This is a genomic window from Klebsiella sp. WOUb02, assembly GCF_050058015.1.
GTDB lineage: Bacteria > Pseudomonadota > Gammaproteobacteria > Enterobacterales > Enterobacteriaceae > Klebsiella.
Window position 1 is genome coordinate 533,522 of the sequence record NZ_CP170106.1, and the last position, 14,810, is coordinate 548,331.

The 14,810-nt window shown below is 57.3% G+C and carries 9 protein-coding genes and 1 pseudogene; 7 read left to right on the forward strand and 3 right to left on the reverse strand.

Annotated elements, in window-relative coordinates:
* Positions 1–27: 27 nt before the first annotated feature.
* Positions 28–1,167 (forward strand): glycerate kinase, encoded by a 1,140-nt coding sequence (locus ABOC21_RS04700; protein ID WP_426812110.1) that lies wholly within the window; start codon positions 28–30, stop codon positions 1,165–1,167.
* Between the two features lie 50 nt (positions 1,168–1,217).
* Here ABOC21_RS04700 and barA read toward each other — a convergent pair.
* Positions 1,218–3,972 (reverse strand): annotated as a pseudogene (barA, locus tag ABOC21_RS04705) (two-component sensor histidine kinase BarA).
* Between the two features lie 57 nt (positions 3,973–4,029).
* Between barA and rlmD the strand changes: the two are divergent.
* The 5 genes from rlmD (at position 4,030) to eno (ending at position 11,888) form a co-directional block, all read left to right on the forward strand.
* The gene (gene rlmD / locus ABOC21_RS04710; RefSeq protein WP_426812111.1) at positions 4,030–5,370 is read left to right on the forward strand and encodes a 23S rRNA (uracil(1939)-C(5))-methyltransferase RlmD; all 1,341 of its coding nucleotides are present in this window, start codon (positions 4,030–4,032) and stop codon (positions 5,368–5,370) included.
* Positions 5,371–5,501: 131 nt separating this feature from the next.
* Complete coding sequence (gene relA, locus ABOC21_RS04715; RefSeq protein WP_426812112.1) at positions 5,502–7,739, forward strand: GTP diphosphokinase; 2,238 nt, start codon at positions 5,502–5,504, stop codon at positions 7,737–7,739.
* A gap of 117 nt (positions 7,740–7,856) precedes the next feature.
* The gene (mazG, locus tag ABOC21_RS04720) at positions 7,857–8,648 is read left to right on the forward strand and encodes a nucleoside triphosphate pyrophosphohydrolase (RefSeq protein ID WP_426812113.1); all 792 of its coding nucleotides are present in this window, start codon (positions 7,857–7,859) and stop codon (positions 8,646–8,648) included.
* 223 nt (positions 8,649–8,871) lie between these two features.
* A complete protein-coding gene (gene pyrG, locus ABOC21_RS04725) occupies positions 8,872–10,509 on the forward strand; it encodes a glutamine hydrolyzing CTP synthase (protein ID WP_426812114.1) in 1,638 nt (545 codons plus the stop codon).
* An 80-nt stretch (positions 10,510–10,589) separates the two neighbouring features.
* A complete protein-coding gene (eno, locus tag ABOC21_RS04730) occupies positions 10,590–11,888 on the forward strand; it encodes a phosphopyruvate hydratase (protein WP_426812115.1) in 1,299 nt (432 codons plus the stop codon).
* A gap of 68 nt (positions 11,889–11,956) precedes the next feature.
* On the opposite strand, the gene ABOC21_RS04735 is transcribed toward eno, so the two are convergent.
* Entirely contained in the window at positions 11,957–13,066 is a 1,110-nt protein-coding gene (locus ABOC21_RS04735; RefSeq protein WP_426812116.1) for an SDR family oxidoreductase, read from the reverse strand.
* Positions 13,067–13,524: 458 nt separating this feature from the next.
* On the opposite strand from ABOC21_RS04735, the gene queE reads away from it, so the two are divergent.
* Positions 13,525–14,196 (forward strand): 7-carboxy-7-deazaguanine synthase QueE, encoded by a 672-nt coding sequence (queE, locus tag ABOC21_RS04740; protein WP_426812117.1) that lies wholly within the window; start codon positions 13,525–13,527, stop codon positions 14,194–14,196.
* A gap of 80 nt (positions 14,197–14,276) precedes the next feature.
* Here queE and queD read toward each other — a convergent pair whose 3' ends face one another.
* Entirely contained in the window at positions 14,277–14,639 is a 363-nt protein-coding gene (gene queD / locus ABOC21_RS04745; protein ID WP_426812118.1) for a 6-carboxytetrahydropterin synthase QueD, read from the reverse strand.
* Positions 14,640–14,810: the final 171 nt, after the last annotated feature.

Below are 14,810 nucleotides of genomic sequence, written 5' to 3' on the forward strand. Positions count from 1 at the left end.
GGCGTTGGTTCATGTTAAGGACGGCTTATGAAAATAGTCATTGCACCGGATTCATACAAGGAGAGCCTGAGTGCGCTGGGCGTAGCGACCGCGATAGAGCAGGGGTTCAGGGAGATTTATCCCGACGCAGAGTACCTCAAGCTACCGGTCGCCGACGGCGGCGAGGGGACCGTCGAAGCGATGGTCGCCGCCACTCAGGGGCATCTGGTGCGGGCTGTCGTTACCGGCCCTCTCGGCGAGCCGGTGGACGCCTTTTACGGCCTTTCCGGCGACGAACGCTGCGCCTATATCGAAATGGCGGCGGCCAGCGGCCTGGAAAGCGTACCGCCGGCGCGCCGTAATCCGCTGCTCACCACCAGCTGGGGAACCGGCGAGCTGATCCGCCACGCGCTGGATAGCGGCGTGAAGCAAATCATTATCGGTATCGGCGGCAGCGCCACTAACGACGGCGGCGCCGGAATGGTGCAGGCGCTGGGCGCAAAGCTGCTGACGGAAGATAACCGGCAGATCGCGGCCGGCGGCGCGATGCTGGAGCAGCTGGCGAAGATTGACCTCCGCGAGCTGGATCAACGGCTGGCGGATTGCCGCATCGAGGTGGCCTGCGACGTCACCAATCCGCTAACCGGCCCGGAAGGGGCAACGGCGGTATTTGGCCCGCAGAAAGGGGCGACGCCGGAGATGATCGCTCGCCTCGATCGCGCGCTGGCGCATTTCGCGCAAATTATCCATCGCGACCTCGACATTGATGTCCTCAATCTTGAGGGCGGCGGAGCGGCGGGCGGAATGGGCGCCGCGCTCTACGCGTTTTGCGGAGCGAGGCTGCGCCCGGGGATTGAGATTGTGACCGACGCGCTGCGTCTCGCCGAGCGGGTGGCGGACGCTGACCTCGTGATCACCGGCGAAGGGCGTATTGACAGCCAGACTATCCACGGCAAGGTGCCGGTTGGGGTGGCTAAGGTGGCGAAAAGCTACGATATCCCGGTGATTGGCATTGCCGGCAGCCTGAGCGCGGACGTGGGCGTGGTGCATCAGCACGGGCTGGATGCGGTCTTCAGCGTACTCTATTCCGTCTGCACGCTCGAAGAGGCGCTGGGAAATGCCGCCGATAATGTGCGCATGACGGCGCGCAACGTGGCGGCGATACTGAAAATGGGGCAGAAGCTGTAGCTGCGCTCTGCGGGGCCGGGCCGCTGCCTGGACCCGCAGAGTCAGCCGGGCTAGACGCCCATGAGCCTGCACGCTTCCCGCGTGACGTTATCCATCTCATCCAGCAGTTCCAGAAGCTCGGGCTCCAGATCCTCGGCGGCGGTTCCCGCGCGCAGCTGGCTCTCGATGGTCTGACACAGCTTCTTCAGCCGGGGCACGCCGCTGTAGCTGCAGCTCCCGTGAAGCTTATGAATCAAATCCAGCAGCCCTTCCGGCTCTTCGCCCACCAGCTGCTCTTCCACCTTGTTGCGCACCTCCGGCATGAAGGCGATCAGCATCTGCAGCATCTCCCGCGCCAGGTCCGGCTTCATCGCCGCCTGCCGCAGCGCCAGCTGCCAGTTGAGGGTGACGTTATGATCGATCGGGGCTTCAATCACCTCGGCCGCCGGCGGCGCTGCGGCGTGCATCCCCGGCTGATAGCGCAGCAGCAGGCTGTGCAGCTTCTCCTCTTCAATCGGTTTTGCCAGGTAGTCGTTCATGCCGGCGCTCAGTAGTTTCTCTTTTTGCCCCTCCAGCGCGTGGGCCGTGACCGCGATGACCGGCGTTTGCTGATGGTGGGGAAGGTGGCGGATGAGCTCGCAGGCGCGAATGCCGTCCATATCCGGCATCTGAATATCCATCAGCACCAGATCCAGCCTGCATCTCCCTGGCCAGCTCCACGGAACGCTGGCCGCTCTCGCATAGCGTGACGTGCTGGACCAGGTCTTCCAGCAGCACGCCGATAAGCTTCAGGTTTGCCGGATTATCGTCAACCGCCATCACCGTCATCGGCAGCTTGCTGCTGTCGGTATGCGTCAACATCACCGCCGGCTGCGTCCGACAGGAGGCGGTTAGCGCGGGGAGTAACCGGGTTGAGGTCAGCGGCTTAAGCAGGCAGGCGGCCACCCCCTCGCGCTTCAGCGCTTCAGCGTTGATCTGCCCGTGGCAGGGGAGCGCGAGAATTAAATTGTCCGCCATCGCGCAGGCTTTGGTGAGCTTATCCTTTTGCTGGTTAAGGTCGCGCATGGAAACCGGAATACCGGCCAGCAGAATATCGTAATGCGTCTCCGGCAGCGCGGAAAACGTCGGGCTATAGACCACTTCCAGCGGCGTGTTGGCCAGCAGCTCCATCGTGCACTGGGCCGCCGCCGCGTTGGCTTCGATATATGCCAGCGTTTTCCCCCGCAGGCAGTCGGTGGGCGGGCTATCGGGAATAGCGTTCGGGTTGAGATCGAGGCTGATATGGAACCAGAAGGTTGAACCGCGGTTAGGCTGGCTGTGGAAGGAGATATCGCCTCCCATCTCCTTCACCAGCCGCTGGGTAATGACCAGCCCCAGGCCGGTGCCGCCGTGACGGCGGGAGATGCTGGCATCCGCCTGGCGGAAAGCCTGGAATAGCCGCGACTGGTCGCGCTCCGGAATGCCGATTCCGGTATCGTGGATTTGGATCTCGATCTGCACGCGGGAGTTGCCGATCGCGCGCTGCTCCACCAGCACGTCGATATTCCCGTGCTCGGTGAACTTAATGGCGTTGCCCACCAGGTTGGTGACGATCTGCTGCAGGCGCAGCGGGTCGCCGATAATATTATCCGGCACATCATTTTTGATGTTCAGCGTCAGCTCCAGCCCCTTATCGTGGGCCGAGTGCGCCAGCAGGGTCACCACCTCATCCAGCGAACTGCGCAGCAGGAACGGGATGCTCTCGAGAATGAGCTTACCCGCCTCCAGCTTGGAAAAGTCCAGCACGTCGTTGATGATAGCCAGCAGGTTGTTGGCGGAGCGCTCGATGGTGGTCAAGTGATCGCGCTGGGTGGCGTTTAAATCGGTTTTCAGCGTCAGGCGGGTAAAGCCAATCACGCCGTTAAGCGGCGTTCGCAGCTCGTGGGACATATTGGCGAGGAACTCTGACTTGATGCGCGCGGCTTCCTGAGCGCGCTTTTTCGCCAGATCCAGCTCAACGTTTTGGATCTCCATCTGCTCGAGGGTTTCGCGCAGATCGGAGGTCGCCTGATCGATATTGTGCTGCATCTCTTCATGATAGGCCGCCAGCGACATCGCCATCGAGTTGATGCCGTTCTTCAGCATATCCAGCTCGCCGAGCATAAAGCCTTCGACGCGGCTATCCAGCTGGCCGCGGCGAATGCGGTCAACGGTATTGACCATATTGCGGATCGGCCCGGTGACGTCCCGCATCAGCCGCCAGCCGAAAATCAGCGCAATCCCGATGCAGAACAGCATCATCACACTGGAGATAAAAATCTCTTTGTACTGCTGCAGGCGTACCGATTTGAGATCCAGTTCGAGGGCCACGTAGCCCAGCATGTTGCCGGGCATTTTGGCATCGGTCACCGGCGACTCGTCGGGCGAATAGCTCTCCGAGACGATCGGGGTGCGCAGGATCATCACGTCGCCTTTGCGGGTCACGCTGAGCTGACGGGGAAACGTGGCCCCCTTGTCCAGCCGCAGCTCGCTGGGGTTAAGCTGAAAATTGGAGGTCACAAAGAGCCTGTTTTGCGAATCATAAATTGAAATTGCGCGCACAATATCCGAGTGACGACGGTGCAGGACGCTAATCAGCTGCCCGATAGATTCGCGGTTTTGCAAATTCATGCCATATTCACTGGAGACCGCCAGCGGCTCGATAATGCTGGCTCCGGCGTCTTCCAGCTGCCGCTGCAGGTCGTGGTAGCGATGCGCGACGAAGAAAATACTGAGCAACAAACCAATAAGTACGGTAGGCGCCAGAATAAGAATCATCATGCGAGCACGTAGGCTGTAGTTGGTCATGCGGTTCCGTTATGGGAGAATAAGAGTCAGTATATTTGATTGAGACAAATCTCTACGATGGCGCAATTCTACTCTGCAAAACGGCGTGTGACGACGCGCCAGATCATAACCGTTACAGTCAATGACCTCGATCCCTTTGGTCAGGGCGTCGCTCGTCACCAGGGAAAAGCGCTATTTGTTCGCGGCCTGCTGCCGCAGGAGCAGGCCGAGGTGGTGCTGGTTGACGATAAAAAACAGTACGCTCACGCCGGGGTGAAACGCCGCCTCAACGATAGCCCGCAGCGCCAGACGCCGCGCTGTCCGCACTTTGGTGTCTGCGGCGGCTGCCAGCAGCAGCATGCCAGCGTTGAGCTGCAGCAGCAAAGCAAGCGCGCCGCGCTCGGCCGCCTGATGAAGCGCGACGTCGAAGAGATTATAGCCGCTTCGCCGTGGGGCTATCGTCGACGCGCGCGCCTGAGCTTGAATTATCAGCCAAAGACCCAACACTTACGGATGGGCTTTCGTCAGGCCAGCTCCAGCGACATTGTCGACGTGGTGCAGTGCCCCGTTTTGGCGCCCGCTCTTGAGGCGTTGCTGCCGGCGGTGCGCGAATGCCTGAGCAGCCTGAAATCCGTGCGTCAGCTGGGCCACGTTGAGCTGGTGCAGGCCGATAACGGGCCGCTGATGGTATTACGTCATACCGCCGCGCTGCCCGCCGGCGATAAAGAAAAACTGGAACGATTTTCGCAATCTAACGGTCTTTCCCTGTACCTGGCGCCGCAAAGCGAGATACTTGAACATATTGTCGGCGAAGCGCCATGGTATACGTCAGACGGACTACGCTTAGTGTTCAGTCCGCGCGACTTTATCCAGGTTAACGACGGCGTTAACCAGCTGATGGTGCGTACGGCCCTCGAGTGGCTGGATATTCAGCCGCAGGACCGGGTGCTGGATCTGTTCTGCGGAATGGGCAATTTTACCCTACCGCTGGCGCAGCGCGCCGCGCAGGTTGTCGGCGTTGAAGGCGTTCCTGCTCTGGTCGAGAAAGGGCGCGAAAACGCCGCGCTGAACAATCTGCATAACGTCACATTCTTCCACGAAAATCTGGAAGAGGACGTGACCCGCCAGGCCTGGGCGAAGCGCGGCTTTGATAAAATACTGCTCGATCCGGCAAGAGCCGGCGCGGCCGGCGTGATGCGACATATTATAAAACTGGCCCCGCAGCGCGTAGTCTACGTCTCCTGTAACCCGGCGACGCTGGCGCGCGATAGCGAACTGCTTTTAGAGGCGGGGTATGAAATCCAGCGCCTGGCGATGCTGGATATGTTCCCGCATACCGGGCATCTGGAATCAATGGTGCTGTTTGAACACAAAATTACACAAAATCATACGAATCGCATTGAGGTGGCAGTAGAGTAAATCCTCAGCGGCCCGCTCGGCTCAGCGACTGAGGCGAGCGACGGGCGCCGGCGCTAATACGATTTGCAGGATGACGTGTATAAGTTGAGGCTTGCCGACTTCGGCAGGCCAGGTCCCTTAAGGAGAGGACAATGGTTGCGGTAAGAAGTGCACATCTAAATAAAGCTGGTGAATTTGACCCGAATAAATGGATCGCGAGTCTGGGCATTTCCAGCCAGCAGTCGTGTGAGCGCTTAGCCGAAACCTGGGACTATTGTCGTGAGCAAACGCAGGGACATCCGCGCGCGGACCTTCTGCTATGGCGCGGCGTGGAGATGGTTGAAATCCTCTCCACGTTGAGCATGGACATCGATACGCTGCGGGCGGCGATGCTGTTCCCGCTGGCGGACGGCGAGGTCGTCAGCGAAGAGGTGATGCAGGAGAGCGTCGGCAAATCCGTGGTGACCCTGATCCACGGCGTACGTGACATGGCGGCCATCCGCCAGCTCAAGGCCACCCACACCGACTCCGTCTCCTCTGAACAGGTGGATAACATTCGCCGCATGCTGCTGGCGATGGTCGACGATTTCCGCTGCGTGGTCATCAAGCTCGCCGAACGTATCGCCCACCTGCGGGAAGTCAAAGACGAGCCTGAAGATGAACGGGTTCTGGCGGCGAAAGAGTGCACCAATATCTACGCGCCGCTGGCCAACCGCTTAGGGATCGGCCAGCTGAAGTGGGAGCTGGAGGATTACTGCTTCCGCTACCTGCATCCGGACGAATATAAGCGCATCGCGAAGCTGCTGCACGAGCGGCGAATCGACCGCGAGCACTACATTGACGAATTCGTCGGCCACCTGCGCTCGGAGATGAAAACGGAAGGCGTCAAGGCCGAAGTGTACGGCCGGCCGAAGCATATCTACAGCATCTGGCGGAAAATGCAGAAAAAGCATCTCACCTTCGATGAGCTGTTTGACGTGCGGGCGGTGCGCATTGTCGCCGAGCGCCTGCAGGACTGCTACGCCGCGCTGGGGATAGTCCACACCCACTACCGTCATCTGCCGGATGAGTTCGATGATTACGTCGCTAATCCGAAGCCTAACGGCTACCAGTCTATTCATACCGTGGTGCTCGGCCCCGGCGGCAAAACGGTAGAAATTCAAATTCGTACTCGCCAGATGCATGAAGATGCCGAGCTGGGCGTCGCCGCGCACTGGAAGTACAAAGAGGGCGCCGGCGCGGCGGTGGGCGGCGGGCGCGGCTACGAAGACCGCATTGCCTGGCTGCGTAAGCTGATCGCCTGGCAGGAAGAGATGGCGGATTCCGGCGAAATGCTGGATGAAGTGCGCAGCCAGGTCTTTGACGACCGGGTTTACGTCTTTACGCCGAAGGGCGACGTGGTCGATTTACCCTCCGGCTCGACGCCGCTCGATTTTGCCTACCACATCCACAGCGATGTCGGCCACCGCTGCATCGGGGCGAAAATCAGCGGACGCATTGTGCCGTTTACCTATCAGCTGCAGATGGGCGATCAGATTGAAATCATCACCCAGAAGCAGCCCAACCCGAGCCGCGACTGGCTGAACCCGAACCTTGGCTACGTCACCACCAGCCGCGGGCGCTCGAAAATTCACGCCTGGTTCCGCAAGCAGGATCGCGATAAAAACATTCTCGCCGGACGGCAGATCCTTGACGATGAGCTGGAGCATCTTGGCATCACTCTCAAGGATGCAGAAAAACATCTGCTGCCGCGCTACAATTTCAACGAGCTGGACGAGCTGCTGGCGGCCATCGGCGGCGGAGATATTCGCCTTAACCAGATGGTCAACTTCCTGCAGGCGCAGTTCAATAAGCCGAGCGCGGCCGAGCAGGATGCGGCGGCGCTGAAGCAACTGCAGCAGAAGAGCTGGGCGCCGCAGAATCGCAGCAAAGATAACGGCCGGGTGGTGGTCGAAGGCGTCGGTAACCTGATGCACCACATCGCGCGCTGCTGCCAGCCGATCCCCGGCGATGAGATTGTCGGCTTTATCACCCAGGGGCGCGGGATCTCGGTGCACCGGGCGGACTGCGATCAGCTGGCGGAGCTGCAGTCGCACGCGCCGGAGCGGATCGTCGATGCGGTCTGGGGGGAAAGCTACTCCGCGGGCTACTCGCTGGTGGTGCGCGTGGTCGCCAACGATCGCAGCGGCCTGCTGCGCGATATCACTACCATCCTCGCCAACGAGAAGGTCAACGTGCTGGGCGTGGCCAGCCGTAGCGATACCAAACAGCAGTTGGCCACCATCGATATGACCATCGAAATCTATAACCTGCAGGTGCTGGGCCGCGTGCTCGGCAAGCTGAATCAGGTACCGGACGTTATTGATGCCCGCCGTCTGCACGGCGGCTAATGGTTTATCCCTCCATCCATGGCCCTCTCTCCTGCGGGGAGAGGGCTACTGCGCTGATTTTCTCCTGCGTTTTCACCGGGGGAAGCGAAAAAGACCAACATTTTGCAAGGAATTACCATGACTCAAATCGACCGCCTGCTCGGGATAATGCAACGCCTGCGCGACCCGGAAACCGGCTGCCCGTGGGACAAAGAGCAGACCTTTGCCACCATTGCCCCCTATACCCTCGAAGAAACCTACGAAGTGCTGGACGCTATCGCCCGCGAAGATTTTGACGATCTGCGCGGCGAGCTGGGAGACCTGCTGTTCCAGGTGGTGTTCTACGCCCAGATGGCGCAGGAAGAGGGACGTTTCGCCTTTGACGACGTTTGCGCCGCGATTAGCGACAAGCTGGAGCGTCGCCATCCGCATATCTTTGGCGACGCCAGCGCCGGCAGCAGTACGGAAGTGCTGGCGCGCTGGGAAGAGATCAAAAGCGCCGAGCGGGCGGAAAAATCCCAGCACTCCGCGCTGGATGATATTCCGCACAGCCTGCCAGCGCTGATGCGCGCGCATAAAATACAAAAACGCTGCTCGGGAGTGGGCTTTGACTGGACCTCGCTGGGGCCGGTGCTGGACAAGGTGCACGAGGAGATCGACGAGGTGATGCACGAAGTGCAGCAGGCGGTGGTAGATGAGGCTAAACTGGAGGAGGAAGTTGGCGACCTGCTGTTTGCGACGGTCAATTTATCCCGTCATTTAGGCGTTAAAGCCGAAGTCGCCCTGCAAAAAGCCAACCTAAAGTTTGAGCGCCGCTTCCGCGAAGTTGAGCGCATTGTCGCCGCGCGCGGGCTGGAGATGACCGGCGTTGACCTCGATACCATGGAAGAAGTGTGGCAAGAGGTAAAGCGGCAGGAAACTGATCTCTAACGGGTTTTCGTGATCAAGCGCGATTTGTGTGATTTTTTAAATGACAAGCGCTTGATTTGCGTCAAAAACATTTACCCAAAAGGGGCTATTTTCTCACTCCCTGTGTTTGTTATGGCCTGGAAAGGAGGCGGAGAATGAAAGTTTGTGGCGCTCGTCGTGTTCGGGTATACTACTTTCCCGTCCTGGTTATTCCATCGTTTCACCCTAACTTCTCAGGTTCAGCATGACAACGAACTATATTTTTGTGACCGGCGGGGTCGTATCCTCTCTGGGTAAAGGCATTGCCGCAGCATCCCTCGCAGCTATTCTCGAGGCCCGTGGGCTTAACGTGACCATGATGAAACTGGATCCGTACATCAACGTCGATCCGGGCACCATGAGTCCTATCCAACACGGGGAAGTGTTCGTTACTGAAGACGGCGCTGAAACCGATCTGGACCTGGGCCATTACGAGCGCTTCATCCGTACCAAAATGAGCCGCCGTAATAACTTCACTACGGGGCGTATTTACTCCGACGTCCTGCGCAAAGAGCGCCGTGGTGATTACCTGGGCGCAACCGTACAGGTTATTCCGCACATTACCAACGCGATTAAAGAGCGCGTGCTTGCCGGTGGCGAAGGTCACGACGTGGTGCTGGTTGAAATCGGCGGTACCGTCGGCGATATCGAATCCCTGCCGTTCCTCGAAGCTATTCGCCAGATGGCGGTAGAAATTGGCCGCGAGCACACCCTGTTTATGCATTTGACCCTGGTGCCGTACATGGCAGCAGCCGGCGAAGTCAAAACCAAACCGACTCAGCACTCCGTAAAAGAGCTGCTTTCTATCGGTATTCAGCCAGATATTCTGATCTGTCGCTCCGATCGGGCGGTCCCGGCGAACGAACGTGCTAAAATTGCATTGTTCTGTAACGTCCCGGAAAAGGCCGTTATTTCTCTGAAAGATGTCGATTCCATTTATAAAATTCCGGGCCTGTTGAAATCTCAGGGGCTGGACGATTATATTTGTAAACGATTCAGCTTGAACTGCCCGGAAGCAAACCTGGCCGAATGGGAACAGGTTATCTACGAAGAAGCTAACCCGGCAGGCGAAGTCACCATCGGTATGGTCGGTAAGTACATTGAGCTGCCGGATGCCTACAAATCGGTGATTGAAGCGCTGAAACACGGCGGTCTGAAAAATCGTGTGACCGTAAACATCAAGCTGATTGATTCGCAGGATGTGGAAACGCGCGGCGTCGAAATTCTGAAGAATTTAGATGCTATCCTGATCCCGGGCGGCTTCGGCTACCGCGGCGTTGAAGGTAAGATTGCCACCGCGCGCTATGCGCGTGAAAACAATATTCCATATCTGGGTATCTGCCTGGGTATGCAGGTTGCGCTGATTGAGTTCGCGCGCAACGTAGCGGGGATGGAGAGCGCTAACTCCACGGAATTTGTGCCAGACTGTAAGTTCCCGGTCGTGGCGCTGATTACCGAATGGCGTGATGAGGAAGGCAACGTCGAAGTTCGTTCCGAGAGAAGCGATCTCGGCGGCACCATGCGCCTGGGCGCGCAGCAGTGCCAGCTGGACGAAGATAGCCTGGTGCGCCAGCTGTACGGCGAGCCGACAATCACCGAGCGCCATCGTCACCGTTACGAAGTCAACAACATGTTGTTGAAGCCGATTGAAAATGCGGGCCTGCGCGTTGCGGGCCGTTCCGGGGACGATCAGTTGGTCGAGATCATCGAGGTGCCGAACCATCCGTGGTTTGTGGCCTGTCAGTTCCACCCGGAGTTTACTTCGACGCCGCGCGACGGCCATCCGCTGTTTGCTGGTTTCGTTAAGGCAGCAGGCGAGTATCAGAAGCGTCAGGCGAAGTAAAAGAGTTAGAACGGCAATGCACCCCTCCGGGTGCATTGTTTGTCTGGAGTTTTAGTTTAACTTGTACTGAGGAAAATCTAATGTCCAAAATCGTTAAAGTCATCGGTCGTGAAATCATCGACTCCCGTGGTAACCCGACTGTTGAAGCCGAAGTACACCTGGAAGGTGGTTTCGTTGGTATGGCAGCAGCTCCGTCAGGTGCTTCTACTGGTTCCCGCGAAGCGCTGGAACTGCGCGATGGCGACAAATCCCGCTTCATGGGCAAAGGCGTACTGAAAGCCGTTGGCGCGGTTAACGGCCCGATCGCTCAGGCAATCCTTGGCAAAGACGCCAAAGACCAGGCCGGCATCGACAAGATCATGATCGATCTGGACGGTACTGAAAACAAATCTAACTTCGGTGCGAACGCAATCCTGGCCGTGTCCCTGGCGAACGCCAAGGCAGCAGCTGCCGCTAAAGGCCAGCCGCTGTTCGAACACATCGCCGAGCTGAACGGTACCCCGGGCAAATACTCCATGCCGGTTCCGATGATGAACATCATCAACGGCGGCGAGCACGCGGACAACAACGTCGACATCCAGGAATTTATGATTCAGCCGGTTGGCGCTAAATCCCTGAAAGAAGCCGTACGTATGGGTTCTGAAGTGTTCCATAACCTGGCTAAAGTTCTGAAAGCTAAAGGCATGAACACCGCAGTTGGTGACGAAGGCGGCTACGCGCCGAACCTGGGTTCCAACGCTGAAGCTCTGGCGGTTATCGCTGAAGCGGTTAAAGCTGCCGGCTACGAGCTGGGCACCGACATCACTCTGGCGATGGACTGCGCGGCTTCTGAATTCTACAAAGACGGTAAATACGTTCTGGCTGGCGAAGGCAACAAAGCGTTCAGCTCTGAAGAGTTCACTCACTTCCTGGAAGATCTGACCAAACAGTACCCGATCGTCTCTATCGAAGACGGTCTGGACGAATCTGACTGGGACGGCTTCGCATACCAGACTAAAGTTCTGGGCGACAAAATCCAGCTGGTTGGTGACGATCTGTTCGTAACCAACACCAAGATCCTGAAAGAAGGCATCGAGAAAGGCATCGTTAACTCCATCCTGATCAAATTCAACCAGATCGGTTCCCTGACCGAAACTCTGGCTGCGATCAAAATGGCGAAAGACGCTGGCTACACTGCCGTTATCTCTCACCGTTCAGGCGAAACTGAAGACGCTACCATCGCTGACCTGGCGGTAGGTACTGCTGCAGGCCAGATCAAAACCGGTTCTATGAGCCGTTCTGACCGCGTTGCTAAATACAACCAGCTGATTCGTATCGAAGAAGCTCTGGGCGAAAAAGCACCGTACAACGGTCGTAAAGAGATCAAAGGTCAGGCATAAGCCGCTCTTTATCTGATATGAAAATGCCAGTCTGCGGACTGGCATTTTTTTTGCCTGCAGAGCGGCGATTATTTAAAGTCGACGGCCATCTGCTGCGGAATAGAAAGCCCGCGGGTCGTTTGCACGCAGCGGTCAATATAATCGGTAAAGCGCGGCGGTTTCGGCATCCCCATGCTCAGCAGCTTATCGTTGCTGAATCGCACGTTCAGCCCGGCGAAGGCGCCGTACAGGCGCATGGCTTTGAGCATCAGGCGCTCATTGCAGGGACCAAAGATATCCTTTAGCTCCCGGCGCATCTTCACCAGCGTCTCATAGCTCACCTGGGCATAGCTGTCGCCGACGGGCAGCCGCTCTAGCGCGGAGGCCATTGCGCTGTCAATCTCGGCAAACCTGACGCTGTTTTCTTCCCCCGCCGAGATATGCACCACTTCACCGCGGGGCAGCGGGCTATCGAGCAGCATCAGCAGCGCATCGGCACAGTAATCAACGGGAATAACATCAATCCTGTCCTCCATCGCACACATGAACTTTTGCAGCATCAGGCCCATGCTGAATACCCAGAAGATGCTGCTGGAGGGCTGGCAGCCGTGATGGGTATGGCCGACGACGATAGAGGGGCGGGCGATAGCCAGCGGCAGCGTCGGGCACGCCTGCCGCATCAGCCGCTCGATGGTCGATTTAGAGTGCGTGTACTCGACAAGGTGCTCAGCGCGCTCGCGGAATTCGGCGCTTTCCGCGACCAGAGAGTCAGGCTCCGGCGAGCACGACATTGCCGTGCCAACGTGCAGGAAGCGCTGCAGCCCGGAGACCTCGGCCATGCGTTGGGCAAAGCGGAGCGTCCCCTCAACGTTGACTTTCCAGATCAGCGGGTTATTGCCGAACGAGGCGACGGCGGCGCAGTTGAGCACGTGGGTAACGCCGTCGAGGCGCGGATCGGCAAGAAATTCCTGCGGATTCGCCAAATCACCCAGCAGGATGTGCCGGACGCTCAGCGTCGCCAGCGTCTCCTCCGCGATGTTGAATTTTCGCAGATTGTCTTTAACCCGGGCAAGCGCTGCTTCACCATTACTGGCACGAACTAAAAGCAGCAGATTCGCCCGATTTTTTTGCTTCAGGATATTCTCTAAAACTGCTCCACCCAGAAATCCGGTAACGCCTGTAATTAATAATGTCTTCATGAATACAGTCTCATCATGGTTAGTCGGGTGGATTCTAGGCGGGCTAAACTAAACGGCGGATAAATGGGAAATGGGCCATTTAAATCAATTCTTAAGGCCGTATTAAGGTTATGAGCGGGCGCGGATTGGATTCGACATCAGACTATTTATAAAAATTCGAAGTTTCATGTATCTGTTTGTACTATACTGATTTTATTGGTTATTTTATTTATTGTTCAGGTTTTTATATTTTCCATTAATGTAATATTTAAAATTTTTTGTTACATCAACGATATAAATCTAAAAAATAAAATGAATGATGAATGCGGCGCGGGTCATGCATAAACATGGCGGCGCCAAGAGTCAGAATAGCCGCAGTTTTATCGCCGCGAGATAACGGGGCGCCATCGCAGCTGAGGACAAGACCTGGGCGCGCAAATCTGCGATAATGATCGTTTAGCACCTAAACAGAGATGATTATGCAGTACCCGATTAACGAGATGTTCCAGACCTTGCAAGGCGAGGGTTATTTTACCGGCGTGCCCGCCATTTTTATTCGCCTGCAGGGATGCCCGGTTGGTTGCGCCTGGTGCGATACCAAACATACCTGGGACAAACTTGCCGATCGGGAAGTGTCGCTGTTCAGCATTCTGGCGAAAACCAAAGAGAGCGATAAATGGGGCCCGGCCAGCGGCGAAGATCTGCTGGCGATTATTGGCCGCCAGGGGTGGACCGCCCGTCACGTGGTGATCACCGGCGGTGAGCCCTGCATTCACGATCTCACCCCGCTGACGACCCTGCTTGAGCATAACGGCTTCAGCTGCCAGATTGAAACCAGCGGTACTCACGAAGTGCGCTGCAGCCCGCGCACCTGGGTGACGGTTTCACCGAAGGTCAACATGCGCGGCGGTTACGACGTGCTGTCGCAGGCGCTGCTGCGCGCGGATGAAATCAAGCATCCGGTGGGGCGCGTGCGCGATATCGAAGCGCTGGATGAACTGCTGGAAACGCTGACCGACGACAAGCCGCGGATTATCGCTCTGCAGCCCATCAGCCAGAAAGAGGATGCGACGCGTCTGTGTATTGAGACCTGCATCGCCCGCAACTGGCGGCTCTCGATGCAAACGCATAAATATCTGAATATTGCCTGATAAAAAGGCCCGGTAGCGCAATGCTGACCGGGCTTCTGCGTTCTGCTAAGGGGCTAAATAAAGCACTGCCCGGCAAACCGTCACTCGCCGCGATAGACGCAGCCCGCCGTGCAGGTCTCTTTAATCATCACCGCGCTCAGCAGCGGCACAACGGGTTTAACCTGTTGCCAAATCCAGCGCGACAGCACCTCGCTGGTCGGGTTCTCCAGCCCAGGAATATCGTTCAGGTAGTAGTGATCCAGGCGATCGTAGGTCGGCTTAAAGGCGGCCTTAAGCTCGGCAAAATCCATGATCCAACCCGTATGCGGATCGACTTCGCCGGTAATCTCCAGACGTACCATAAAAGAGTGACCGTGCAGACGACCGCACTTATGACCTTCCGGTACGTGGGGCAGGTGATGGGCGGCTTCGAAGATAAAATCTTTAAACAGGGTGGTGGACATCTTTTACTCTCAATAAGACAAAAAACCGCCGTAGGGTACCGGAAAGTACATTTTTTAGCATTAACTAAAACGGCCCCGAGCGTGAAATGGCCGCATACGCCGCCCTGTGGTCAGTAATCTCTTTATATTTCATAGGATTATTTAATCGATTTTGTTGTTAATAACTATAGG